26 protein-coding genes are annotated in these 23992 nt (G+C 46.4%); 16 read left to right on the top strand and 10 right to left on the bottom strand.

The window, feature by feature from the left end; translation table 11 throughout:
• Positions 1-5 precede the first annotated feature (5 nt).
• Positions 6-656, top strand: coding sequence for a DUF2959 domain-containing protein (locus tag Q0882_RS13540; protein ID WP_299182730.1), 651 nt, complete (start codon positions 6-8; stop codon positions 654-656).
• A 10-nt stretch (positions 657-666) separates the two neighbouring features.
• On the opposite strand, the gene Q0882_RS13535 is transcribed toward Q0882_RS13540, so the two are convergent.
• Entirely contained in the window at positions 667-1353 is a 687-nt protein-coding gene (locus Q0882_RS13535; RefSeq protein WP_299182728.1) for a hypothetical protein, read from the bottom strand.
• 84 nt (positions 1354-1437) lie between these two features.
• Between Q0882_RS13535 and Q0882_RS13530 the strand changes: the two genes are divergently transcribed.
• The 5 genes from Q0882_RS13530 to Q0882_RS13510 all read left to right on the top strand — a co-directional run bounded on the left by Q0882_RS13530 (position 1438) and on the right by Q0882_RS13510 (position 4402).
• On the top strand, positions 1438-2280 hold the full coding sequence (locus Q0882_RS13530) for a fructosamine kinase family protein (RefSeq protein WP_299182725.1): 843 nt from the start codon (positions 1438-1440) through the stop codon (positions 2278-2280).
• A 51-nt stretch (positions 2281-2331) separates the two neighbouring features.
• On the top strand, positions 2332-2979 hold the full coding sequence (gene pdxH / locus Q0882_RS13525) for a pyridoxamine 5'-phosphate oxidase (protein ID WP_299182722.1): 648 nt from the start codon (positions 2332-2334) through the stop codon (positions 2977-2979).
• Complete coding sequence (locus Q0882_RS13520) at positions 2976-3653, top strand: alpha/beta hydrolase (protein WP_299182720.1); 678 nt, start codon at positions 2976-2978, stop codon at positions 3651-3653. Before pdxH ends, Q0882_RS13520 begins: the two co-directional genes overlap by 4 nt.
• 16 nt (positions 3654-3669) lie before the next feature.
• A complete protein-coding gene (locus Q0882_RS13515; protein ID WP_299182717.1) occupies positions 3670-4137 on the top strand; it encodes a peptidylprolyl isomerase in 468 nt (155 codons plus the stop codon).
• A gap of 76 nt (positions 4138-4213) precedes the next feature.
• On the top strand, positions 4214-4402 hold the full coding sequence (locus tag Q0882_RS13510; protein ID WP_299182714.1) for a YqaE/Pmp3 family membrane protein: 189 nt from the start codon (positions 4214-4216) through the stop codon (positions 4400-4402).
• Between the two features lie 61 nt (positions 4403-4463).
• On the opposite strand, the gene Q0882_RS13505 is transcribed toward Q0882_RS13510, so the two are convergent.
• Together Q0882_RS13505 and Q0882_RS13500 are read right to left on the bottom strand one after the other, a co-directional pair.
• Positions 4464-4709 (bottom strand): hypothetical protein, encoded by a 246-nt coding sequence (locus Q0882_RS13505; RefSeq protein WP_299182711.1) that lies wholly within the window; start codon positions 4707-4709, stop codon positions 4464-4466.
• 426 nt (positions 4710-5135) lie between these two features.
• Positions 5136-5315 (bottom strand): hypothetical protein, encoded by a 180-nt coding sequence (locus tag Q0882_RS13500; RefSeq protein ID WP_299182709.1) that lies wholly within the window; start codon positions 5313-5315, stop codon positions 5136-5138.
• A gap of 252 nt (positions 5316-5567) precedes the next feature.
• Here Q0882_RS13500 and Q0882_RS13495 point away from each other — a divergent pair, with 252 nt between their 5' ends.
• Together Q0882_RS13495 and Q0882_RS13490 are read left to right on the top strand one after the other, a co-directional pair.
• Entirely contained in the window at positions 5568-5720 is a 153-nt protein-coding gene (locus Q0882_RS13495) for a hypothetical protein (RefSeq protein WP_299182706.1), read from the top strand.
• A gap of 297 nt (positions 5721-6017) precedes the next feature.
• Positions 6018-6212 carry a hypothetical protein gene (locus Q0882_RS13490; protein WP_299182704.1) on the top strand — a complete coding sequence of 65 codons (195 nt, stop codon included), beginning with the start codon at positions 6018-6020 and terminating at the stop codon, positions 6210-6212.
• A gap of 69 nt (positions 6213-6281) precedes the next feature.
• Here Q0882_RS13490 and Q0882_RS13485 read toward each other — a convergent pair whose 3' ends face one another.
• Both Q0882_RS13485 and Q0882_RS13480 read right to left on the bottom strand, forming a co-directional pair.
• Positions 6282-6743 carry a CopD family protein gene (locus Q0882_RS13485; protein WP_299182701.1) on the bottom strand — a complete coding sequence of 154 codons (462 nt, stop codon included), beginning with the start codon at positions 6741-6743 and terminating at the stop codon, positions 6282-6284.
• A gap of 10 nt (positions 6744-6753) precedes the next feature.
• On the bottom strand, positions 6754-7887 hold the full coding sequence (locus Q0882_RS13480) for a methyltransferase (RefSeq protein ID WP_299182699.1): 1134 nt from the start codon (positions 7885-7887) through the stop codon (positions 6754-6756).
• 236 nt (positions 7888-8123) lie between these two features.
• Between Q0882_RS13480 and Q0882_RS13475 the strand changes: the two genes are divergently transcribed.
• From Q0882_RS13475 to Q0882_RS13445, 7 genes are all read left to right on the top strand, one after another.
• Complete coding sequence (locus Q0882_RS13475; RefSeq protein ID WP_299182696.1) at positions 8124-8306, top strand: hypothetical protein; 183 nt, start codon at positions 8124-8126, stop codon at positions 8304-8306.
• A 289-nt stretch (positions 8307-8595) separates the two neighbouring features.
• Entirely contained in the window at positions 8596-9510 is a 915-nt protein-coding gene (locus Q0882_RS13470; protein ID WP_299182693.1) for an SPFH domain-containing protein, read from the top strand.
• Positions 9511-9966, top strand: coding sequence for an NfeD family protein (locus Q0882_RS13465; RefSeq protein ID WP_299182689.1), 456 nt, complete (start codon positions 9511-9513; stop codon positions 9964-9966).
• 39 nt (positions 9967-10005) lie between these two features.
• On the top strand, positions 10006-10491 hold the full coding sequence (locus Q0882_RS13460; RefSeq protein WP_299182686.1) for a YgjP-like metallopeptidase domain-containing protein: 486 nt from the start codon (positions 10006-10008) through the stop codon (positions 10489-10491).
• 187 nt (positions 10492-10678) lie between these two features.
• Positions 10679-13270 (top strand): bifunctional diguanylate cyclase/phosphodiesterase, encoded by a 2592-nt coding sequence (locus tag Q0882_RS13455; RefSeq protein ID WP_299182684.1) that lies wholly within the window; start codon positions 10679-10681, stop codon positions 13268-13270.
• A gap of 265 nt (positions 13271-13535) precedes the next feature.
• Positions 13536-14072 carry a DUF2726 domain-containing protein gene (locus tag Q0882_RS13450; protein ID WP_299182682.1) on the top strand — a complete coding sequence of 179 codons (537 nt, stop codon included), beginning with the start codon at positions 13536-13538 and terminating at the stop codon, positions 14070-14072.
• Between the two features lie 141 nt (positions 14073-14213).
• Complete coding sequence (locus tag Q0882_RS13445; protein ID WP_299182680.1) at positions 14214-15974, top strand: S8 family serine peptidase; 1761 nt, start codon at positions 14214-14216, stop codon at positions 15972-15974.
• A gap of 69 nt (positions 15975-16043) precedes the next feature.
• On the opposite strand, the gene Q0882_RS13440 is transcribed toward Q0882_RS13445, so the two are convergent.
• The 5 genes from Q0882_RS13440 to Q0882_RS13420 all read right to left on the bottom strand — a co-directional run bounded on the left by Q0882_RS13440 (position 16044) and on the right by Q0882_RS13420 (position 22456).
• Positions 16044-16541, bottom strand: coding sequence for an aminoacyl-tRNA deacylase (locus Q0882_RS13440; protein WP_299182677.1), 498 nt, complete (start codon positions 16539-16541; stop codon positions 16044-16046).
• Between the two features lie 80 nt (positions 16542-16621).
• A complete protein-coding gene (locus tag Q0882_RS13435; protein WP_299182674.1) occupies positions 16622-17245 on the bottom strand; it encodes a LysE family translocator in 624 nt (207 codons plus the stop codon).
• Positions 17246-17749: 504 nt separating this feature from the next.
• Positions 17750-20833, bottom strand: a complete 3084-nt coding sequence (locus Q0882_RS13430; RefSeq protein WP_299182671.1) for an EAL domain-containing protein — start codon at positions 20831-20833, stop codon at positions 17750-17752.
• Between the two features lie 108 nt (positions 20834-20941).
• Positions 20942-21394 (bottom strand): group 1 truncated hemoglobin, encoded by a 453-nt coding sequence (locus Q0882_RS13425; protein ID WP_299182668.1) that lies wholly within the window; start codon positions 21392-21394, stop codon positions 20942-20944.
• A gap of 141 nt (positions 21395-21535) precedes the next feature.
• The gene (locus tag Q0882_RS13420; protein ID WP_299182666.1) at positions 21536-22456 is read right to left on the bottom strand and encodes a LysR family transcriptional regulator; all 921 of its coding nucleotides are present in this window, start codon (positions 22454-22456) and stop codon (positions 21536-21538) included.
• A gap of 114 nt (positions 22457-22570) precedes the next feature.
• On the opposite strand from Q0882_RS13420, the gene Q0882_RS13415 reads away from it, so the two are divergent.
• Positions 22571-23908, top strand: a complete 1338-nt coding sequence (locus tag Q0882_RS13415) for a cytochrome c peroxidase (RefSeq protein ID WP_299182663.1) — start codon at positions 22571-22573, stop codon at positions 23906-23908.
• Positions 23909-23992 lie beyond the last annotated feature (84 nt).

Raw genomic sequence — 23992 nt, 5'->3', positions numbered from 1 at the left:
CACCTATGAAAACATTAGTAAAAATCACTCTGGTAACTCTGATGCTGGCATCTCTGTCGGGTTGTCAGACCGCATACTACTCAGCGATGGAGCAGGTGGGGGTCCATAAGAGGGATATTCTGGTGGATCGGGTTGAGGAAGCGAGAGAGTCTCAGGAGGAGGCACAGGAACAGTTTAAAGATGCCTTGGAACAGTTCCGTTCGGTGGTTAGTTTTGATGGTGGAGAACTGGATAAACTCTATAATCGCCTTCAGGGTGAATATGATGACAGTGTTGCAGCCGCAGAGGATGTCAGCAACCGAATTGATAAAGTGGAACAGGTCTCTGAAGCGCTGTTCGAAGAGTGGGAAGAGGAACTGACGAAATACAGTAACCGCAAATTGCGTGACCAGAGTGCCGCTAAGCTTCGAACCACTAAGGCGCGTTATGCCGAACTGATCCGTTCATTAAAACGTGCTGAAAAACGGATGCCCCCAGTTCTCAGTGCTTTGCAGGATAATGTGTTGTTTTTAAAGCATAACCTTAATGCTCGGGCGATCGGGTCATTGAAAGCGGAGTACCGTGGTATCAAGAGTAATATCGATCTGCTGGTCAGGGATATGGAAAAAGCGATCACTGAATCGGACCGCTTTATCAAGCAGATGGAGCAGGGGTGAACGGCTCTGTTTAGATAGGCAGGAATGTCATCGAAGCTGCACCATGGACAACCCGGTTTATGGTGCGGTTATTTTTATCCGCAATCACATTGGCCATGAGATCCTGCATCCCGATCAGTTTTCCCAGGATCCTCTCGAAACTGTAGTTAGTTATCCCGGTGGTAGAGATGCCGTTGCTGAGTAGATAGAGCTCTCCGTTGGGTCGCTTGCGGTTGTTGAGGTGCCAGGCAAAGGATTCAAGGTTCCGTGCGGAGTTGTAAAGCTTCTGCTGATCCAGCTCATCGAGAATAAATATCTCTTTCTTGCCATTGTATGCACGGTCGAGCATGCCAGTAATTCCAGCCATCAGTGCAAATACCCGGTCTCCCTCGAATTGTTCAGAGAACGCCAGCGGTAAAGCTTCTACGCCATCAAGGTTATTCAGTTCCGGAAAACCACCGGCCAATCGTTGTGGTGGATGAAGCTGATCGAGACGGCGTGAGATCGTCATGCCGGGCTTTTTCTTAAGCTCCTTCGGGTTGCGCTTATAGAGTTTAACTGTGAGTTCCTGGGTCAGTTTGCGCCAGGTTTTCAGGTTGATATCGGCGACCATGTCAATATCAGACTTAGCTAGATTCTTGATTTGGAAAGGCTTTGCGTTTTTGTCGGTGCAGCCTGAAAACAGAACCAATAGAGTGAAAAACAATATCAGACGCATAGTATCCCTTATTGATGCGTAACCCTTTTGTTGGAACTATAAAGCTATTATCCATCCCCCGACAAGCAAAGGCTAACAGTGACTATGAACAGTTTTCAGGATTGGTTACGCAAAGAGGATGTAAAGGTTGTTGAGCAGCGGGCTCTGGGAGGTGGCTGTACAGCGGACGCGCAACGAATCCGGCTCGATACGGCACAGCTGCTTTTCGTGAAGCAGCAAAGCGATCCTGAGGTTGGCCAGTTTTTGGCTGAAGCGATAGGGCTGGATGCGTTAAGGAGATCAGGAGCAGTTCGAACCCCGAAGGTGATTGCCGTGGGTGATCGTTTTTTACTCCTCGAGTATGTTGATTCTGCACCGAGATCTTCAACGTTTGAGGAGCAATTAGCACAGTCGCTCGCTACACAGCATACCCAGACATCGACGCAGTTTGGATTTAGCTCAGATACTTTCTGCGGCCCGACGATTCAGCCTAACGATCAGGGGGCGGATGGTTATCAATTTTACAGTGAGCATCGTTTTCTCTATCTGGCACAGAGGTGTGTCAGACAACAGGCTTTGGATCGGGTTGCGATGGATAAAATTGAAGTGATCTGTAACCGACTACCACAACTGGTCCCGATTCAGCCCCCAGCGTTGCTCCATGGAGACTTATGGGCAGGTAATGTGATCACTGGTACAGAGGGGGAACCGATACTTATTGATCCCGCTGTCTATTATGGCTGGCCTGAAGCAGATCTTGCGATGACAAAACTGTTCGGAGGGTTCAGTGACTGCTTCTATCAAATCTATAACGAATGTCGCCCATTAGAGGCAGGCTGGGAAGAGCGAATGGATCTTTACAACCTTTGGCACCTGTTAAACCACCTTCTGTTGTTTGGTAACAGTTACCTCAGAGAGGTTGAGCGCGTTATCGAAAAGTATGTTTAGTGCTATAGTGAGCGACCTACTCAGTTTGAACTTTTCACCCAAGAGATAGATATGAATAAACATGGTGACCTGACCGCCACGCGGCGGGAATATCTGGCAAAACCGCTACACCGATCAGATCTGGAAAGTGACCCCGTTGAGATGTTCTCCCAATGGATGGAGGCTGCTATGGAGGTTTCTCCTGATGATGCAACGTCAATGACACTGGCAACGGCAAATTCGGCGGGGATGCCCTCTGCGAGAATCGTTTTGCTAAAGCATTTTGATCAGCGAGGTTTTGCCTGGTATACAGATTATCGTAGTCAAAAAGGGGGCGATCTGGCAGAAAATCCCCAGGCTGAGATTATGTTTTACTGGTATGGACTTGAGCGGCAGGTCAGGATTCAGGGTTCTGTTGTTAAACTCAGTCGTGAGCAGGGTGAAAAATACTTTAATGAGCGTCCGCTTGGTAGCCGTTTGAGTGCTGCGGCATCTTGTCAGAGTGCCTCTGTAGAGAGCCGTGAGGTGCTTGAAGCTGCTGTTGAAGCTCTTAAGAGTGATCACCCGGACGGAAATGTGCCCCATCCTGAAGAGTGGGGAGGCTATCTATTAAAACCCACCCGATTTGAGTTTTGGCAGGGACGCGAAAATCGTCTGCATGATCGCTTTCAGTACAACTTAACCGAGGGTAACTGGAAGGTTGAGAGGTTGCAGCCATGAATGCAGAAACGAAGGATACGCTGGTCACAGTTGAACCTGCACAGGCTGCTAAAGCCTGTGTGATCTGGCTTCATGGGCTAGGGGCTGACGGGTACGATTTCAAGCCGATCATTCCTTACCTGAAACTACCAGAGCATCTGTCTGTACGGTTCTTGTTTCCGCATGCGGAGGAGATGCCCGTCACTGTAAATGGCGGTATGCCGATGCGCGCCTGGTACGATATTCTTGAGATGAATATCGAACGTAAAGTGGATAAAGCAGCTCTGATACGCTCATCTGAAAGGATCGCTGACCTGATTCAGGCACAGATTGAATCGGGAATCCCTGCAGATAAAATTGTGCTAGCGGGTTTTTCTCAGGGAGGGGCTGTGGCTTATCATACGGCGCTCTGTTACCCGCAAAGGCTGGCAGGGTTGATAGCGCTTTCAACCTATACTGCCACTCTTGAAGAGATCACTCGCAACAGAAGTGCAGAGAATTCAAATCTGCCTGTTATGATCGCCCATGGAACGATGGATGATGTTGTTCCGGTACTTTTGGGTGAGCAGGCACGTACAGTCCTGGAAACACTGCAATATAAACCCCATTGGCTTACCTATCCTATGGGTCATGAAGTGGTTATTGAAGAGATAGAAGCGATTGGTCAGTGGATAACTGAATCTTTGGCCAGCTAATCGGAGTTGAAAGTAAATGAAAGTATCGCAGAATAAAGTTGTTCTGTTTCACTATGCCCTAATCAATAGTGAAGGGGAGGTGCTTGATGGTTCAGCAAATGGTGAGCCATTACCCTACCTGCACGGGCATAAGAACATAGTTCCCGGACTTGAATCCGCAATGAATGGCCGTTCAGCGGGTGATAAATTTCAGGTGAAAGTGTCACCGGATCAGGGCTATGGTTTGAGGGATGAAGCTAAAGTACAGATTGTGGATAAGGCTTCATTTGAAGGGTTTGGTGACCTGCATGAGGGTATGGTTTGCCAGATGGAAGGTGAAAAGGGCGAACTGGAACTGGTCTGCATCACGAAAATAGATAGTGATGAAGTGACTGTTGATGGTAACCACCCGTTTGCTGGTATTGAACTGTGTTTTGATGTTGAAGTTGTTGATGTGCGGGAAGCAACAGAGGAGGAGCTTTCTGCGGGGCGCATTGAGCCCTGAAGTCAGTTTCCATTAAGCAAAAAGCTTTATGCTTACTGTCTGCCGTATACACTTCCCGCACCTTAGGAGATAAAAGATGCGATTGATTCTTGCCTTACTTATTCCATGGCTCCAGTTTTTTACAATTGGCAGGCCGATAGCAGGCATTATCTGCCTGATCCTCCAGTTGACCTTGATAGGCTGGATTCCTGCTGCCATCTGGTCTGTATACGCGCTGAGTCAATATAAGACCGATCAGAAAATTAAGGATGCGATAGATAAATAGAGATCTATCATCCTCTCTTCTGAATAAGCCGTTCCTGCCTGGAGCGGTTTTTTTATGCTTGCTATTTAACTTTTTCCTGCCATTCAAGATCTCCGATCTGAACTTTTAGCCACTCAAATCCAATTCGCTTAGCCACAGCAGCGGCCCCATCCAGGCTTTTAAATTCACGTTCTGATTTCGAGCGCTGTAGATCCAGCGTGATCACTTCTTCCTGTTTAGTGACAAATTTCAATGTCCAGCCACGTGCCATTGAGATAGGAATCGCTTGGCAGGAATCAAAAACCCCAGCTTTAAATAATAACTTCACTTCCTTCTCTTGCATCTTCATTCCCCTTATATGAATGATCTTTTATCTATATTGATAAGTATAAAATAAATGGTGATATTTCACAAATAAATAATGGTTTTTTTGTGCATATAACTCATTGAAAAATAAGGAGAAAATTAATTATTTCAGGTTTATTTTGTTTTCTTTTGAGGTTTGTTTAACTTGTTGATTTTAAAGGTAAAAATATTGATGATTTGAGTTGATTAAAATTCACATAAAATCAAAAAAACTGCTGTTTTATTAATATCGAGGTATCAAAAAAAAGTTTTGACTGTTCTTTAATAAGAGCTGAGAACTACGTGACCATGATTGGCTGTATGAGGAGGGTTACTGGAGATAAGAGAAAAATTTTAACGAAAAAAGGGCGCATGAAGCGCCCGGTCGTTTAAGGATATTCGTCGGTGGTTAGGGTTTATTTATCTGATCTTCTACTCGGTCAAGTGCTTCATTCATGGAGTTGATTGTTTCATCTGCTTCCTGGGTCAGCGGAGAAATTTTAAAGGTATCCAGAAAATCAACCATGAAGGGTTCCGAGTTCATTTTATCCAGCTGTTCTGGTGTCCAGGCTTCTGTCCGATAAGGCATAACTTACACCTCTCATTAGAGTTACATTACAAAGCAAGTGCCTCTAGTCCCTCAGATCCAATTAGAAACCAGAGTATTTGTCCTTTAGTCCACGCTTTGACTATTAAGTTATGAGCCAGCTTTCAACGTTTTTCAAATAGATTCGGAGCAACCGTAGAAATTTTCATATTTGGCACCTGACTGTTTCTTGAGCTACATCAATATTCGCTAATGTGTAAAAGGGTAACCTTACCCTCAATAACTACGAGCAATATGAAACAGATTTGTGAGGGTGTCGTAATGGTTGATGTATATAGTATGGAAGTTCTTGTTCCAAGTTTGGCGATGATCGCTGGTATGACTGTCGCGATGGTTTGGGCGTTTTTTAAAGTCCGCGGACTGATGAACGAAGACAAGAGCAAGTAAGGATTTAAACTGCTGGGGTTGCATGTCACCTTCCCCTGTTGGTCAGTTTATGATTTTGTAAAAAAAGCCGCCCAGTGCGGCTTTTTTATTGCTTGAGATAAACTCTCAACCTTTCTGTTTTGACTCAAGATCCTTGTATGAAAATGAAGAGCATCTGATACAAGCGGATTAGCCTAATTAGGTATTACACCTTCGGCTATAACCCGCTTCTAACTCTGATCAAATTGTGTACACTCATTTGTGAGAAGTTTTGAAGGGGCACCTTCGACTTCCTAATAAGAATAAAAGGAGAGCATCGTGAGTGAGATTAGAGAACGCGGCTTCTATAAGGTCCGTTATGGTCGGCGTTGGATTGCAGCATTCTGGTGTGGTGAATTCTGGGGGTTGCCTGATGAGATGAAGCCAGGTGATGAAGGCTGGGAAGCCATGCTTGATCAGGACCCTGATGAAATTGGGGACTTTATCCCAATGCCGCTGACTATCAATGCATAGCATCCTGATGCTATAAAAAAGTTGGGTCGATCTCGCCAGTCGACCCGATCTGCTTCAACACTTACCTGATCAGAATAGGTACTTGCCACCCGTCCCGATAATTATTGTGATCATGCCGAGGGTTAAATTGATCGCAACAATCAGTCTTATCTTATTTAACTGTTTCCCTGCCTCAGGCCATATCTCATTTTTGACAGCCGCTTTTAGCTTTTTGAAAGGGCTGAAATAAAGGTGTGCGAATAGTGCGATCATCAGATATCCGGTTGCAAGCATCAGGTGGATATGAGTCCCGATGTTGGCGAATCCGCCATATAACGCAATCATTCCATGCCCACTGAAGACTATTACCAGTATGGCCACCCAGACCGTTAGAAAAAAACGGGTGAATACCTGTGACCATAATTTCAGTCTGTTATCGGGCTCAAACAGCTGTGCTGCTACTGGCCTCAGACACACGTAGGCGAAAAACATGCCACCCACCCAGATAACTGCGGCAATGAGATGCAGGGTTAATGCTAATGCTATAGCCATAAAGACCTCTCTAATGTTTGGTGGCTTTTAAAATGACAAATTTTTTATTACTTGCGACGGTTTCGCAATTTCCAAATATTTTTTTCAATGCTAAGTGGTAACCCAAATGTCGGTTGCCAATAACCCAAAGCTCTCCTTTATTACACAATACCCTAAATGACTCTCTAAACATCTGCTTTGCTATAAAATCGCCGACTGCATTCTGCTGATGAAACGGGGGGTTATTTAAAATCAGATTGGCACTGTTACGGGCGATGCCAGTAAGGCAATCGGTTGCTTCAAATATTGCATCTTTCTGATCACCAAACGCTGCTTCGAAATTTTCCTTTGCTGAGGCAACAGCCATGAAGGATTCATCCACGAAGTGGATGCTTGCATCGGGATTAAACTCTGCAGCCATCAACCCAACAACGCCATTTCCACAGCCGAGGTCGATGATTTTTTCGTAGCGATTATCTTTGGGTAGATGTTGTAGGAGAAAGCGTGTTCCGATATCCAGGCTATCTCGAGAGAACACACCTGCGTGATTGATGATCTGGTAGGGCGTGTTTTCAAGTTTATATTGGCTTGGATAGGGGGAGGGTGCCCGTTCCTTTTTGAGATCCAGCTGTGGGAAAATCAGACGTGCTTTTTTATATGCTAACGATGTTTTTGTAGGGCCCAGATATTTTTCGAATAGTTTGAGGGTTGAAGTATGGATCGATTTCACCATACCTGCAGCCACCACAATTGTTGAGGTTGAAAGCAGAGGGCGTAGACGGATCAACTGATCTTCGAGCATCGCCAAACTTTTGGGTATTTTAAGCAGCACAAGATCGAAAGCCCCCTCAGGATAATCAAGGCTTGAGCATAGGGTGATGGTTGATGGATCGATAGTGTTGTCTTGCGCGTTAGCGGTTATTCCCCGATGTGCCAGCCATGAGTCGCTGATCACCATCGGTGAATATTTACTGAGGGGTATTGCTAAGCCTCCAAACTGGTCATTAACAACCAGAACACTTTTGTTCTCTGGAGAGAGGCCTTCCTCTTCGAGATGCTTTAACAGATATTCATCTGCAGCGTCCCATGCTCTGAGTTGTTCGCGTTTCCGCTTAGGGTAGCGTGATAGGTTGAATTGCCCGAATGAACTATTGAAGGTTTCCATTGAATCGACTGAGTAGCTATAGGTGAGAAGGGGGCATTCTAGCATGTGTGAATTAAGAAACGTCTGGCAAAATTTAGTTGATCCTGTTTTCGTTTGGAGTGCTTGTCATCAGTCGTATATATAAGGGGGCAGGATAAAAATAACGTATATACAATGTATATTTTCAATATATGCGTTGGGGTGGCGATACATTTGCTGTATTCTTCCATGCAGAAGTTTTCAGAGGTCTGAGAGAGATGGCTGTTAAAAAGAAGTCAAAAGCAAAAAAGAAAAATAGCCAGTTGGTCATTCGTATCAATGAGGATGAGCGGGATGATTTTGTTGCCTTATGTGATGAAATGGATACAAGCGCAGCCCGGGAGGTCCGTCGTTTTATTCGAAACTTTCTGGCAGAGCATCAGTCTATCGAAGAGACTTAAGTGTCTAGCTGCTGTTGTGCGGTAGGTTCTCCCTCTTTTCGAACCCGTGGCTTAATATCAGTGAATTACCAGATAAACGATCAAAGCAGGTAACCCTGAACGCAGTCATCGTGAATAGCCTGAGTAGCTTGGCGACTTAAAATTCACGTACCCTAAGGGTTACCTCACCTCTCTAACCTATTCTTTTAATACCTATCCCATTCGTTCGTGTTGAATCATTTATTTCCAGTTATCGTAAATCAGTATTAACATGAATCTCTTCACCCAGCTTTACTCAAAGGAGGATGTGATGTTTGGGTTTGAAATAACGGCCGGTGTGGTCGTCGTTCTTGCACTGATTTTTATCTTTTCCGGGGTCAAAATAGTACCCCAGGGATTTAACTGGACAACTGAGCGTTTTGGGCGATATACCAAGACCCTCCGTCCAGGCTTAAATTTGATCATTCCATTTGTTGATCGCGTTGGCGCTAAGCAGAATATGATGGAGCAGGTTCTGGATGTGCCACCACAAGAGGTCATCAGTTCTGATAATGCTCAGGTAACGACTGATGCTGTCTGTTTTTATCAGGTTTTAGATGCATCCAAAGCAAGTTATGAGGTGAATGACCTCTACAGAGCGATGCAGAATCTGGTGATGACAAACATCCGTGCTGTACTTGGCTCTATGGAACTGGATGAGATGCTGTCTAATCGGGATAGCATCAATAGCCTGTTGCTGAATAAAGTGGATGAGGCTACTGATCCATGGGGTGTAAAAGTGACCCGTGTTGAAATTAGAGATATTTCCCCTCCTCTTGATCTGGTTGAAGCGATGGCGAACCAGATGAAGGCTGAGCGTGAAAAACGCGCCGCAATTTTAACGGCTGAAGGTGAACGGGAAGCTGCAATTAAAGTGGCTGAAGGTGAGAAACAAGCGGCCATACTCACAGCAGAAGGTGAAAAGGAGGCAGCATTTCGAGAAGCGGAGGCGCGTGAGCGTTTGGCATTAGCAGAGGCCAAAGCCACTAAAGTTGTTTCGGATGCGATCGCTCAAGGGAATCCTCAGGCGCTTAATTATTTCATCGCGCAAAAATACACCGAGGCGCTACAGAATATTGGGTCCGGCGAAAACTCTAAAGTGGTGATGATGCCACTGGAAGCCAGTAGTGTGATTGGCTCCGTTGCGGGCATCAGCGAACTCTTGAAAGCAACCAAGTCAGGCTAAATGATGTTAGAACTACTGCAATCCCTCAACTTTTGGCATTGGATCATCCTTGCGTTAGTTCTGTTGGGAGGAGAAGCACTGGGTGCTGCTGGGTTTATGATTGGCATATCGATGTCGGCACTAGGTGTCGCTCTGTTAATGGCAACTGGGCTGATCAATGACTGGCAAACTCAGTTTCTTCTTTTTGCTCTACTCTCTGTGGTCGCCTCGATTCTGTTCTGGAAATTCTTTCGCCCTGATAAATGCATCGATGATGCAGAGATGATCAATAATAGGGCTGCACAGCTTGTTGGCCGAAAGCTGATCCTGCAACAAACCATTGAAAATGGCAGCGGGCGTTTACAGATTGGTGATACCTTCTGGCGAGTGTCGGCTGAAGAAGATCTAACAGAAGGGACACGGATTGAAGTCTATGACTGTGAAGGGATGACCCTGTTAATTCGAAAGATAACCTGATGATAAGCAAGGGCCTGATTTTTCAGGCTCTTTCTCTCTATGACCGATCTAAAATATATCAATCATTACCCAGAGCATCTCAAGGAGCAGGCTGTTCGCCTTCTTGAAGAGGGGCGTCTGGTACAGCTGTTAGCTGATAAATATACACAGCAACATCATGTAAAAAGTAACAAAGCTTTGTATGAATATGTGATGGAGATGAAAAATCGCCACATGCGAAAATCAGCACCTATTAGCAAGGTTGAATACAGTGATAAGGTATCAGCTCTGAATGCTTTGGGTACGCACAGCCGGGTCTCTCGGGTGCAGGGGAGTAAACTCAAGGCTAAAAAAGAGCTCAGGATCGATACACGATTCAAACAGATGCCGGAAGATTTTTTGAGAATGATTGTGGTACATGAGCTGGCCCATCTAAAAGAGATGGCGCATAACAAGGCATTTTACAATCTATGTGAGTATATGGAGCCAAACTACCATCAATTAGAACTTGACCTCCGTTTATACCTCTTTTGCCATGAAAACTAGGAAGTTATTAGCTTTTCAAGATTATCCTTATAACAAAAAGACACTTAATTTTTTATTTTTAGTCATTATACTCCCCGCATCACTTTAACATCCCTAATGTTAGTTTATTTGATTCAGGTCAAACGGTCTGTTTCAGAAGCAGCTATGTTAGGCAATCAAAAAATAACAATACATAGTGTGGTACTCAGTGAGCAAGCGGTCGGCTGCGTCTATCCGTAGTTTTTTGCTACAAAAAACGTTTATCTATTCTGTCCTCGGGTTTTTGGTACTCTTTTCCGTGACCCATTATGCGTTTAATAAAAGTGTTGAACGCAGTGCTGCAGAGGTCGCTGAGCGTGTTGCTAAGCAAACATTCAATTCGATGTATCTGGTAATGAGCCAAGGCTGGAATCGTACTCAACTTGAGTCGTTCGTGAAGCAGATGGAGCTGGATAATCGATTAAGTGACCTGCGTGTCACGCTATACCGTGGTGAAAAGGTTAACCAGAAATTTGGTGATATGGTGTCGCCTGAGTTGCAGGAAACACACCGTCGGGTATTACAGTCTGGTCGCTCAGAACTTCTGACCAGTGATCAAACGCTGACCTATCTCTACCCGCTCAATGCCAAAGAGGTATGCACCAATTGCCATACCAACGTTGAGGAGGGTGAGACTCTAGGTGTAATTGAGGTGACTCAACAGCTGGATAAATCCTTCTTCAATGCTCAGAAAGAGCTGTTACTGACACTGCTTTTGGTTTCTCCCCTTCCAATTTTACTCGCATTTCTGGCAACTCGGCAGATCTCATCACGCGTGGATCGCTCTATTGAGGAGCTTGCCACCAGTATCGATTCGATTGAATCGGTTTCGGATCTTGCCCGTTTTGAGCAGGGCCATAACTCCATTGCTTTTAAAGAGCTCCAGGTCATCTTTAATCAGGTCAGATCGCTGGCGACAAAGCTGAATAGTATCGCTGTCGATAAAGAGCTGTTGGAATTTGAGATTCGTCTGTTGGAAAAGTTTGTAATCACCTCTGAAGTCGTCAAAGACTGGCGGGAGTATGTAAACTTTCTGATGGTCGATATCAATAAAGTGATGAATGTCTTCACCATGTTCTCGATCTTTAAGGTTGATAATGAGGTGTTTGATCTGGAGATATTCTGGTTGCAGCCTCCCTCGGATCAAACTAAGAAATTGATGGAGCAGGCGATCCTTAAACGACTTGAAAATGATGAAACGTTATTTAGCACAGGTGGATTGAACCTACGGCATAATACAGTTTATGAGTATGCAGAGCCGTTGGAGCTGGACGAAAAATCAGTTGAACTACAAACCAAGTCTTTATTAGTTGAAACGCCCAAAATTGGTGGGATTGTCGGTATCGGCGTGCACTCCGATACAATTCAGGATTCCACTAAAGTGCTGGTGTTGGAGAGTATTCTTTCAACACTGCTGAATGTGGTTGGCTCGGTCAGAGCGATCTATAAATACACAAAAGATCTTGAGTACTACGCGACGCGTGACCCTCTCACTAATCTGTATAACCAGAGAATGTTCTGGGAGTTGCTGGATTATGAACTCGATCGTGCCGATAGGCATGATTACAAAGTTGCACTGCTCCTGCTGGATCTGGATAACTTTAAATCAATTAATGATGGTTATGGGCACAGCTGGGGCGATAAGCTCTTGGCCGATTTCTCGATCGCTTTACAAAATGCGCTGGGTAAGGATGCGATCATAGCTCGATATGGGGGGGATGAGTTTGTTATCGTGCTGCCCGAAGCGGATTCTACACAGGCGGCTAAGGCTGCTGAATTAGTACTACAGGCAATTCGGAGCCACTCTCTTTATTACGATGAATCTACAAACCTGAAGCTGACAGGCTCTCTGGGTATCGGTGTTTATCCTGATCATGCCCAGAATAAGAAAGATCTGTTTATGTTTGTCGATAATCTGATGTACCGGGCGAAAAATTTAGGCAAGGATCAGATCGCTCTACCCGATGAGAATGAACTGGTTGATATCTTCAAAGAGATGTCAGATAAAACAGTGCTTGTGACTCAGGCAATCGAAAAGCGTGAGCTGATTCCCGCATTTCAACCGATAGTCTCATCTGAAAATGGTGAGGTCCATGCGGTGGAAGTGCTCAGCCGCATTCAGCTTCCGGATAATAAATTAATGGGGGCTAACGAGTTTATTGAGATCGCGGAATCGATCGGTAAAGTACATCAGCTCGATTACATCGTTATGGATAAGGCCTTCGCTCAGGTCAAAGAGACCGGATACAGCGGTAAGGTGTTTATCAACTTATCGCCACGGTCAATTGTCATCAGTGACTTTATTCCGACCATTCGCAGGATCGCCGAGAACTATGATATTGATCCCAAACAGGTAACTTTTGAGATCACTGAACGGGATACGGTGAAGAATATTGCTGTATTGGAGAGCTTTGTTCTCAATCTTAAAGATCAGGGCTTCAAACTGGCAATTGACGACTTTGGTTCGGGATTCTCATCCTTCCATTACCTAAAACATCTGCCGATTGACTATGTCAAAATTGAGGGCGAATTCATTGCTAATATGGCTAATGATCAGCGAGATATGGCGTTTGTTAACAGCATCTCTTCATTGGCGCAGGAGCTGAATGTCGAAACTGTGGCAGAGTTTGTTGAAAGTGAAGAGGTCCTCTCACTGGTTGCCCAGTCAGGGATTACGTTTGCGCAGGGCTATCATATTGGTAAACCGACACCCGACCTGAATCAGGCTATTAAAACGACCTTTGCAACACCTGCCAGATAACTCTTCTGGCAGGTCCTTAATACTTTTCTATTATTCAGAAACTCTGATGCTGGCCGATATTCAGGTAACTCATCGAGTACTCATGGATGTTGGCGGTATGTCATTTCCAGGTAAGAAATAAGCGGTACTTTAGGCTAGTTATCCGATTGCCAAAAGGAAATGGGATGCTTTCCGACTATGCAGCCGGTAGTATTGCCGCCTTCGATATAACAAGGGTATTGGTGTGAACGATCAGTTATGGATTTATCTGCTGGGAGGGCTGGTAATGACAGGATTTATTTTCCAAATCACAAGGAGCCTGTTTGGAGGTAAACAACCTCAACATGCGCTCTCCCATAAAGAGCAGATGTTCAGCTCTATACTGGAAAAAGCGGTAGGTGGGAAATATAAGGTCTATAGCAAAATACCGATGTCTGATGTTTTTGAAGCGACACCGGAGCTGTCTGATCGGGCTAAACGAAAAGCGTTGAAACCCATTGAAGCAAACGCTTTCGATTATATTGTGTGTGATAGCATCTCTGATGCCATCGTCTGCGCTGTTGAGCTAGATGATCATAGTTTTGATAAAAAGCAGTTCAAAAAGCAGGATCTTTTTCTTGAAGAGCTGTGCCATGCAGTTTCACTACCTCTACTGAGAGTGGCACCACAGAATGGATATAATCTTGTAGAAATTATTGAGCGCTTTGAGCGCACGATTACCCCGATCGATTATGATCGTCACAAGGGTGAGAATAAATATCGCTTAAAACTAGTTGAGTTTTACCGTTCATCACCTGAAAGCGATGAAAGCTGTGCAGCTTAAAAGTGAAACCGAAACTGGAAAATATTTTGTTATCCCCTGAAAAGTACAGCTAAACTCAAATGGTTGAGTTGTCATGGTTTTAGGGTCGTTACCTCGATTGGAATGCAACAACCTAATATTTGAGACCGAAGCGAGAATGTTATGAAGTTTATGAAATATGGGCTGGCTGTATCTGTCAGTGCAGCACTAGTACAGTCAACAGGGGCGATTGCTGCACCGCAAGAGCATAACCTCACCGATCAGATCATCGTAAAATTCAGTGATCGACTGGCATCTGGTTCACGAAAAGCTATCGGTCTTTCAAAACAGATTAACAAGAAACTTATTTATGTTAAAAGCACCTCTTTAGGGGCACATGTATATAGGCTTCCTTCGATGGAAAGCTTGCCGCAGGTTAAGGGCTATGCAACCGCTTTGGCTGCGACATCTGGTGTTAAGCATGCGGAAGCTGACCAGATGATGTTTGCAGTGGGTGATCTCGCAACCCCGCCAAATGAGGGTGTTGCCAGTGGTAACCAACCGGTTTATGACCTTCAATGGCATTATCATGAAACCGCAGGTGGTATGAATATTGAGGGTGCCTGGGCTCAGCTTAATAGCACTGACGGTTCAGTTAATGTGGCTGTACTGGATACTGGTATTACGAACCACCCGGACCTTATGGGCAATGTGCTTGGTGGAACGGATATGATCTCGGGGACATTTGTATCGAATGATGGAGATGGCAGGGATTCAGATCCAAGCGATCCCGGTGATTGGGTTTCACAAGGGGCTTGTGGTAGTGGTTACCCCCGACAGGATGAGGATAGCAGCTGGCACGGAACACATGTCAGCGGAACAATCAGTGCGGTAACCAATAACGGTAGTGGTGTTGCAGGGGTTGGTTATAACCTACTAAAAGTTGTACCGGTTCGTGTCTTGGGACGTTGTGGTGGTTATCTTTCTGATATCTCCGATGGCATCGTCTGGGCAGCAACAGGTTCAGATAATTCACATAAGGCACGAGTGATCAATATGAGCCTGGGTGGTTCGGGCAGTTGTAGCTCTACCTATCAGCAGGCTATTAATACGGCAGTAGCTGCTGGTGCGACCGTTGTCGTCTCTGCGGGTAATTCAAATACGGATGCAGCAGGGTTCCAACCAGCAAACTGCAGTAATGTGGTGAGTGTTGCTGCAACGGGCCGTACAGGTGGCCGTGCATACTACTCTAACGTTGGTGATTCAGTAGACCTGGCAGCCCCGGGCGGTGATATGTCAACGGGCAGCGCTAATGGTGTGTTATCGACGTTAAATACGGGTGCGACTTCTCCTGAGTCATCGACATATGCGTATTATCAGGGCACGAGTATGGCTGCACCGCATGTCGCTGCGGTTGCTGGTTTAATGTATTTAAAAGACCCCGGAATTACACCGGCTGAAGTTGAAGCAACACTTAAAGCTTCCGCGCGGGCATTTCCAGCAAGTTGCTCTCAATGTGGCTCAGGCATCTTAGATGCCGGAGCAGCACTAGCTGCGTTGGATGGCGTGCTTCCGCCGCCTCCTGAGCCGGAACCAACAATACCCTCAGCACCCACCAGTTTTGCAGTAACCAGCGTATCTGGAAGCGGTATTGCTAACCTTAGCTGGAATGATGTGAGTGATGACGAAGCCGGTTTTTATATCGAGAAGCGCAAGAAGAACCGTCGTAAATGGAGTGGATTTGCCGCTGTGACGACCACCAGCAGCAATGTCGATTTTTATGATGAATCCGGTCTGGATGGTGTTTATGAGTACAGAGTCCGCGCCTTCAACAGTGCAGGCAACTCTGATTGGGTTATCGCACCTCAAATTGAGGTGACGTCAGGTTCTGATGGCGGTGGCTCCGGTACTTGTAAAGGCGGCTGGAAAAAATGCGGTAATTGATCAAAAAAAGCCCGGTGAGACCGGGCTTTTTATTGCTTGAAACAGTGGGAGGTCATATTTATTGACCAATCAAAAGTGACTCATCTCATATAACTCTTCCGGTGCGCAACTGATCTGGCCGTGGGGGTTATGTTTCATCAACTGTTTAAACTGATCACCCTTAAGGTGGATTAGATTGCGATGGTCTCCTGCCTCAATGTAGAGATCATCACCCTCTGCTAAGGCATCATCCCAGATCACATCTACGCCATAAGCCTGTCCTATTGCCGGGACAGCCCCCGCTTCACAATCGCCAAATATCCGTTTGATCTCTGATTCTTTTGCTAACACGTTCCGACTCCCCGTAATCTCTTCTAGCTGCGGTAGAATGACTTTGTTCATTGCCGGAATCGCCGCCAGCATGTAATGGCTGTGATCGTGGACTACAACAGCCTTTACGACCTGTTTCATCGGCACAGCTGCCAGCAGGGCTGACTCACTGGCAGAGGTTGAGAATTCATGAGGAACCGTATCGTACGCACAAGCTTTATTGAGCAGATAGCTATCAAGGGTATTGGTAACTGACATAACGAAACCCTCCTATAAAGTTGATTTAAGTGTAGCTAGCCTGCATGGAGTGATCTTGAAAATGTTGCAACTTTAATCGGCTACTTCCCCAGCGCCAGCCAGATCCCCACACAAATCATCAGACTGCCTGCGATACGGTTCATCAACCGGACATTGTTACGCGCCATCAGAAGGTGGCGAAGGAGCTTGCCTCCTGAGGCATAGATCAGCAGGCAGCTGAATTCGAGTAGCAGAATCAGTAAGACAAGCACAGAGAGTTGGGGGGCCATAGGCAGAGAGGAATCAATAAACGGGGGGAGCAGGGTGACAAAGAATGCCCAGCCCTTAGGGTTGGCGACTGCGGTGATAAAGCCGTTTAGAGCCAGTTGTCCGGCGGATGCGATCTCTTGAGTTTCTCCGGGCTCTTTTAGTACCAGTTTGCCGCGGGAGCGGAGCATCTCAATTCCCAACCAGATTAAGTAAGCTCCTCCACCGAGTTTTAATACGGTGAATGCATCGGGGTATTTCAACATCAGGGTTGCCACACCTAAAGCAGCAGAAGCTGCTACTAAACCAACGCCGATTAACTCCCCCCACATCATATAAAGACTGCGTCTAACTCCGATAGAGATACCTAAGCTCAATGCCAGGGTCATACACATGCCTGGTGTAATTGAGACCAAAAAGAAGGTGGGGATAAACAGTGAGAGTAGGGTTAGCGACATAGTTAGGATCAAGCGGGGATTAAGAGGGGGAATAGAATAACGACAGATCCGGTGAATACGCAATTAAAAAATTCAATTTCCGTTTGAGGTCGATAGGTGTAAAAACGATCAGAATTTGGAAGGCCTGTAATAGTGGGCTTCAGGGAGGATACTAAGAATTAATCAACACAGTTATCCACAGAATATGGGGGCAGTTTCTGTGAGTTTGTTGCTCTGTTTTTGACGATATTTGTATGTTATTTGATCGTTGTGGAAAAGTTTGCTGTTTTTTTAAGAAAAGGTTGATTTTTACAAATTTGGTTGCAGCGGTGGATAGGGTTAAAAAATGATCGGTTTTATCAAGCCCAGTTAATACGGGCTTCACAGGAGATACTAATAATTAATGTACAACCTTATCCACAGTTTCTGGGGAGAACACCTGTTTTCGAAAAAGTTCGGGAGATCAGCCGAGATGTTAAGTTATCCACCATTGGAGGGGCTGAAGCTATCTTTGCCTGATCGCCCTTATTGGCTTGGTGCGGGGGATTCAGGCTGATTTAATTCCACAACCCGCAGAGCAAACTCTTTTGGTGGTAGTGGGCGGCTGAAGTAGTAACCTTGAGCATAGTCACAACCGATCTGCTGTAAGAATGCCAACTGCTCAGTATTCTCAACACCTTCTGCCACAGAGCCATATCCCAGACTATGGGTGAGGGCGATGATCGCCTGGGTGATCTGTATATCATTTTTATCGGCTGGGATATCACTGATAAAGGAGCGGTCAATCTTAATAATATCGAGCGGTAACCGTTTCATATAACTCATCGATGAGTAGCCGACTCCAAAGTCATCCACCAGAATATTGTGGCCTGCATCTTTGAGATCGGTCAGGTAGGCGATGTTACGTTCAGTCTGATCCATCAGATAATGTTCGGTGATTTCGATACCGATAGAGTGAGCATCGACCTGTTCCTGAGATAGTATCGCTGCAAAACGGCTGATCAGGTCTCCCTGCTGAAACTGAATACTGGAGACATTAATTGAGATTGACCTAATACCTAACTGTTCAGCTTCCCAGCGTTTAAATTGGCGACAGGCTTCAGTCATCACCCAGAGCCCTATCTCATGGATAAGACCGTTCTCTTCGGCGATCGGGATAAAGTAATCGGGTGGCACCATACCTAATTCAGGATGGTGCCAGCGGATCAGGGCTTCTGCGCGTGTGACCTTTCCCGTCTCAATATGTGTGATCGGTTGGTAGTAAAGTGAAAATTGGTGATTCCCCATCGCTTCACGTAAGGCAGCTTCAGTCTTAAGGCGCTTTTCTGTGCGTTCTGACAGGGTTTGGGTGTAGTAGCGGAATCGGTTACGGCCCAGCTCTTTTGCCCGGTACATTGCAATATCTGCATGTTTGATCAGCATATGAATATCATCGCTATCCCGGGGGAATAGAGCGATACCGATACTGACACTGATATTCAGCTTATGTCCCATAACGGAAATAGGATCTTTGATACTGTCGATAATATCCTGTGCGATGGTTGCTGGGGCTTGATCATTACTGAATGATTCCAGCACGATGATAAACTCATCGCCACCAATACGTGCCAGCGTATCTGAGCTGCGGACCCGCCTGGCCAGGCGTTGACTCACCTCCCGTAACAGCTCATCACCGATATGATGCCCCAGAGAGTCATTAATGTATTTGAAGCGATCAAGATCAAGGAAGAGGACCGCTACTTTGCTCTGCTGGCGTGTTGCAATCTGTACAGCATGGTCCAGTGTATTGAGGAGTTGAGAACGGTTGGGCAGGCCCGTTAGCATATCGTGATTCGCCATATGCTGAGCGGCTTCCTTCTGCTCTTCAAGCTGTTGGTTGATCAGCGCTAGCTCTCTGTTTTTATCAGTAATCTCTCTGCGGTGGGTGTGAAGCTGCCGGTAACGCATCAGAATCAGGAGTAGAGCAAACCCAAAGACGCTGATAATCGTCCAGATCAGGCTGTAATCAACCGCCTGTTCATAGCGGACCCCAAGCCAGTTGTTACGAATTCGGTTATGGACACTCTCCGGCGTTGCGAGAATGACCTTGTCGAATATTTTAGCCAGCAGGGGCTCATCGTTTCGTGCTGCAATCCCCACACTCCAGTCATAATCAAACTTACCGCTTATCTTCAGGTCGCCAGGGAAATCATTCTGGATGTGATAACTTAGGGTAGGAACCGCGTCGAGAAAGCCAAGAACTCTGCCCTCCTGTACCGCGCGGAGGCCCTCTTTAATGGTTTTGTATTCGATCAGTTGGATGCTCGGGAAACGCTTTCGCAGAACCTTTCCGGGTGAGTAGCCCTGTATGATGCCGATCTTCTTACCGTTTAATTCACTGAAGTTGGAGTAAAACCAGGCATCTCCCTGAGTGGCCAATGCCAGTGAAGTTTGGATATAGGGTTGCGTGAAATCCAGATATGCTCTGCGATCGGGGCGGTTACTGGCCAGCGTGAGAAAGTCGCAGTGGCGCTGTTTTACGAATGCCAGTGACTCCTTCCAGGAGTCGGTTTTTACAACACTAACCGGGATCCCGATCTGTTCTGAAAAGTAGTGTAGATACTCCGATGAGATACCACTGTGCTTACCCTCTATAAACCCCTCATATGGAAGCCATTTAGGATCAATGCAGGCTTTGAGCTGCTGTTTCTTATTCAGATAGACCTGTTCATCAATGGTAAACAGCGGTGAATTCTGACCGCTTTCTACCGGAAAGCTAATGTTTAGCCAGCGGTCGTTGATCTGGGTGATCTCTTCAGAGGAGAGCTCTTGCAGTGCCTTATCGATGATATCGCGAAGGAGAGGCAGATCCTTACGGGTGGCTAAGTGGACCTCATTGATCCCAAAGTCAGAGGCAAAGGCGGGTTTGAGGCCGTGAATGTTGTTCTCTTTAAGGTAGTGGGTGATCAGGGCTGTACTCTCTACGATCGCATCGGCCTGACCGGTGATGACGGCATCAATTGCCTCTATGGTGGTATCAACAAGGAATATCTCTATCTCAGGATAGTGCTGCTCCAGATGACCCAGATAGGAGTAACCTCTGGGTACTGCGAGCCTTTTTCCTTTCAAATTTTCAATGGAACGGATGTCAGTGCGTGACTGCCTTATGAAGGCATAGTGGCGCAGGCGTAGATAGGGAGAGGTAAAGTTCATCAACTCAGTGCGATTGGCAGACCAGTAGATCGCAGGTAAGAGATCTATTCTCTGTTCAATCAGTCCGGAGAGCAGTTCCTCCCAGGTCCATCCAGTGATATAGGAAAACTTGAGTCCGGTGCGCTCTGAGATCAGCTTAAGGTAATCACTCGATAGACCGATATGTTTGCCATCGACCGTGTAATCCACAGGAGCCCAGTCCTGCTCTGCACCCACCAGAATGATCGGATTAGTTTCTAGAAAAGCCTGCTCCTCCGGCGTAAAACTGATCGTAGTTCTGGTTGTTTTATCGGCAGACACCGAGGGTGAGAAAACAGACAAAAACAAGCAGGCTGCCCATAACGCCAGGGGGATAACGTACCTGTTTGAAAATTCCAGCATTGCCAGTTTCGCCGATATACTGTTGATAGATGGCATGTTTATCCATCTTACATCGGATGCAGGCGAATTGCAGTGAACGGGATGTAGCCATTGGCATAAGGGAGGGCAGCCTTAAGGGGGCGTCCTACAGACTGCGCAGTTGATTTACGAGTTGATCTCAACAATATCCTGACGGGTTGAATCAAAAAACTCGAGTACCTCCTGAGTCTCTTGGGTGGGGACCTGGAATTTCAATAGCGTATTTTTAAGTGCTGTGATTAGAATATCCCAATCCTCCTGATCGATCTTCATCCCCTGATGGGAAAGTTTCATTTCACGCCCAGTGTAATAAAGCGGACCTCCCGCTTTATGGACGATAAAGTCGACAATCAGTTGCTTCTCCCGGGTGATACCATCATCTCCGCGATGAGCCCAGAAACGCCCAAGCTTTTTATCAGAGGCGATCTGTTGAACCACATCATCGACTACCGCACTGATAGCGTCATAACCGCCGAGTCGTTCATACAGGCTTGCTTCAGCCCAACTATAGGTACTGGACAGTAGTATCGCGAACGATAGTCCGATGGTCTGGATAGATTTTACAAAACCCCTTTTCATTTTTATCTCTCCTTTGTAGCAACAGGTAAATGGGTGATTACGTTGTGCATTTAGCCTAAGAAGGAGGAGGGTTAATTAGAAATTCTATTTATGAATCTGATTTATAGATTTAACCAATAGATCAATCAGGGCTACCTGCGATTAACTCTGCTGCGAAGCTTGCCCTTGTACTAAAGAGGGCACGGTCGTTTCTATATACGAGATCAAATCTAGTAGATGAGCTGGTTGCTGATCATGCTGACGCCAGCGCCAGTTGAAGGTGAAATGCGCCGGAAACTCTTTAGCGGTAAAGAGAGGGAAGTGATCGGTGTGGCCCGCAGAGAGTTTGGATCTTGGTAAAATTCCTGATCCGATACCCAGTGACGCCCAATCCTCAATCACCTGGTAGCTCATCGCCTGACCCGGATAAACGTTGAAAGCTTTCCCTTCAGCATGAAAAAGAGATTCAAGTGCGGCATTCAATCCACAGCCACCACCTGTCAGGATGATTGGAGTTTCAGGCAGGTCCGACAGTCTGTAAGCCAGGCGGCTGTTGTCGCTCTGGTCATCGCGAGAGGGCAGGTAGCAGAGTTGATCCTGATAGAAAAAACAGCTGCAGGGATCATCAGTGGCAGTGGATTCAGGGGTGATCTGAATATCGATCTGCTGATTCTCTAAGCGCTGTGCCAGATCATCAATAAAACACTCTTTAAAAAAGAGCGTCACTTCTGGGTGGGTCTGACGAAACGGCGTCAGCACCTGATCAAGTCGTTGCATATCGACCAGAGGTGAGAAGCCGATGCGGAGGATCTTATGACTGGGGTTATGAAACGCTTCGGCAGCTTTATAGATATCCTCTTTACTCTGAAGCAGCTCCTGGATACGAGGCAGCATATGTTCGCCAAACGGCGTGAGCTCAACACTTCGGGTCGTGCGCTTAAATAATCGCCCGCCCAGCTCCTCCTCCAGTTGTGAGATCGCGTTGGAGAGTGTGGGCTGTGTGGCAAAACTGAGTTCGGCCGCTCGGCTAAAGGATTGAGTGGTGGCGACATGCACCATAAATTGCAGCTGCTTTAGATTCATAATATTTATTCAAATAATCTATAAGTAATATTTATAAATAGAATTTATAAATTTATTGGCTTCAGCTTAGTCTGTTTTCTGAACAGTGACCAGAGGTCAGAAAGGAGAATAGGTGTGAGTGATCGATTCAGTTCCGGGGATATTGAACTCCTGGTTTTTGGCGTGTTGCTCAGCCTTATCGCTCTGTTTGTAGTGATAGGGTTGATACGCGAGTTAACCCCGCAGGCCCGGATGCAGTGGATGCTCTCTGTGGCACTAGGGGGTGGTGTAATGGCGTTCGGCCTGAAGCTTCTTTTTGTCGTACTCTTCTCTTTTTACTCTATGCCGATGCTTCAGTGGCTCCCGGTTACACAACAGAGTGTTCATACAGAGCGACCAGGGCTTGAGAAAGTTGAAAGGTTAGCGCGCGATGATGCGGAGCAAGTCAGTAATTGGCAATCCCTTCCATACAGGGTACCGACACCGGCAGACAATCCGCAAACACCTGAGAAAATCCGCCTCGGAGAGATGCTGTTTCATGATAACAACCTATCATCAGATCGGACGGTGTCCTGTGCCAGCTGCCACGGTTTAAACCTTAGGCTGGGAGGGGGTGATGGTCAGAGAAATGCTATCGGAGTTGATGGACAGCGAGGAGCGCGCAACGCGCCGACTGTCTACAACGCTGCATTTCAGCAGGTCCTGTTCTGGGATGGTCGTGCGGCTTCATTGGAGGAGCAGGCGTTAGGACCATTGCTAAACCCGATCGAGATGGGGATGCCAGATCTGGAGAGTGTGGTTCGCCGTGTGAGTGAGCAGCGCCGGTACCCGCCGCTTTTTCGTAAAGCGTTTCCAGAATCAGATGAGATTGAGGCGGCAGATATTGCGAAAGCGATAGCGGCCTTTGAGCGAACCCTGATCACGCCGGATAGTGCTTATGACCGCTTCGTATCGGGAGACAAAACTGCACTGACACCTCAGCAGCAGAGGGGGATGGCGTTGTTTGAGAGCAGTGGTTGTCAGCACTGTCACTCCGGTCCCAACTTCAGTGCAGCCAGTGTGTTTAGCCAGACCTCGGCTTACCGGGCATTCCCATCAATCCGTCACCCGGAGTATGAAAAGAAGTATCAACTTGTAGCCGACAAAGGTTTGAATCAGAAAGCAGAAAAACATGCTCGCGGTTTATGGCGGGTACCCTCTCTCCGGAACGTCAGCCTGACGGCTCCCTACTTTCATAATGGGTCTGTTGAAACTTTAGAGGAGGCTGTGCGCATCATGGCGACAGTTCAGCTGGATAAAGTATTGAGTGATCAGGGGGAGGATGACAGTCAGGTCTATTGGAGAAGTGATCAACGCCAGTTTTATATCAACCGCAACAGAGCGATCAGTGACGATGAGGTCGATGCTATTGTGGCTTTTCTTAAAGCTCTGGAGGGACGCCTGCCTGAAGGCTCATTTCTGGCCACGCATTGATCAGATTAGAGCGATGTCAGCGCGGGGTTATCAAACCTTTATCCCCTGATCTGATTGAGTACGCAGATCAGCAAAAGCAAATTT

Source organism: uncultured Neptuniibacter sp., from assembly GCF_947498015.1.
In the GTDB taxonomy this organism is placed as follows: domain Bacteria; phylum Pseudomonadota; class Gammaproteobacteria; order Pseudomonadales; family Balneatricaceae; genus Neptuniibacter.
The sequence above is the reverse complement of the archived record's forward strand: the minus strand, read 5'-3'. Positions and strand labels throughout refer to the sequence as shown.

Coding starts and splice junctions, on each gene's coding strand:
- Q0882_RS13540 (WP_299182730.1), top strand. CDS start 6: ATGAAAACATTAGTAAAAATCACTCTGGTAACTCTGATGCTGGCATCT.
- Q0882_RS13535 (WP_299182728.1), bottom strand. CDS start 1,353: ATGCGTCTGATATTGTTTTTCACTCTATTGGTTCTGTTTTCAGGCTGC.
- Q0882_RS13530 (WP_299182725.1), top strand. CDS start 1,438: ATGAACAGTTTTCAGGATTGGTTACGCAAAGAGGATGTAAAGGTTGTT.
- pdxH (WP_299182722.1), top strand. CDS start 2,332: ATGAATAAACATGGTGACCTGACCGCCACGCGGCGGGAATATCTGGCA.
- Q0882_RS13520 (WP_299182720.1), top strand. CDS start 2,976: ATGAATGCAGAAACGAAGGATACGCTGGTCACAGTTGAACCTGCACAG.
- Q0882_RS13515 (WP_299182717.1), top strand. CDS start 3,670: ATGAAAGTATCGCAGAATAAAGTTGTTCTGTTTCACTATGCCCTAATC.
- Q0882_RS13510 (WP_299182714.1), top strand. CDS start 4,214: ATGCGATTGATTCTTGCCTTACTTATTCCATGGCTCCAGTTTTTTACA.
- Q0882_RS13500 (WP_299182709.1), bottom strand. CDS start 5,315: ATGCCTTATCGGACAGAAGCCTGGACACCAGAACAGCTGGATAAAATG.
- Q0882_RS13495 (WP_299182706.1), top strand. CDS start 5,568: ATGAAACAGATTTGTGAGGGTGTCGTAATGGTTGATGTATATAGTATG.
- Q0882_RS13485 (WP_299182701.1), bottom strand. CDS start 6,743: ATGGCTATAGCATTAGCATTAACCCTGCATCTCATTGCCGCAGTTATC.
- Q0882_RS13480 (WP_299182699.1), bottom strand. CDS start 7,887: ATGGAAACCTTCAATAGTTCATTCGGGCAATTCAACCTATCACGCTAC.
- Q0882_RS13475 (WP_299182696.1), top strand. CDS start 8,124: ATGGCTGTTAAAAAGAAGTCAAAAGCAAAAAAGAAAAATAGCCAGTTG.
- Q0882_RS13470 (WP_299182693.1), top strand. CDS start 8,596: ATGTTTGGGTTTGAAATAACGGCCGGTGTGGTCGTCGTTCTTGCACTG.
- Q0882_RS13465 (WP_299182689.1), top strand. CDS start 9,511: ATGATGTTAGAACTACTGCAATCCCTCAACTTTTGGCATTGGATCATC.
- Q0882_RS13460 (WP_299182686.1), top strand. CDS start 10,006: ATGACCGATCTAAAATATATCAATCATTACCCAGAGCATCTCAAGGAG.
- Q0882_RS13450 (WP_299182682.1), top strand. CDS start 13,536: ATGACAGGATTTATTTTCCAAATCACAAGGAGCCTGTTTGGAGGTAAA.
- Q0882_RS13445 (WP_299182680.1), top strand. CDS start 14,214: ATGAAGTTTATGAAATATGGGCTGGCTGTATCTGTCAGTGCAGCACTA.
- Q0882_RS13440 (WP_299182677.1), bottom strand. CDS start 16,541: ATGTCAGTTACCAATACCCTTGATAGCTATCTGCTCAATAAAGCTTGT.
- Q0882_RS13435 (WP_299182674.1), bottom strand. CDS start 17,245: ATGTCGCTAACCCTACTCTCACTGTTTATCCCCACCTTCTTTTTGGTC.
- Q0882_RS13430 (WP_299182671.1), bottom strand. CDS start 20,833: ATGCCATCTATCAACAGTATATCGGCGAAACTGGCAATGCTGGAATTT.
- Q0882_RS13425 (WP_299182668.1), bottom strand. CDS start 21,394: ATGAAAAGGGGTTTTGTAAAATCTATCCAGACCATCGGACTATCGTTC.
- Q0882_RS13420 (WP_299182666.1), bottom strand. CDS start 22,456: ATGAATCTAAAGCAGCTGCAATTTATGGTGCATGTCGCCACCACTCAA.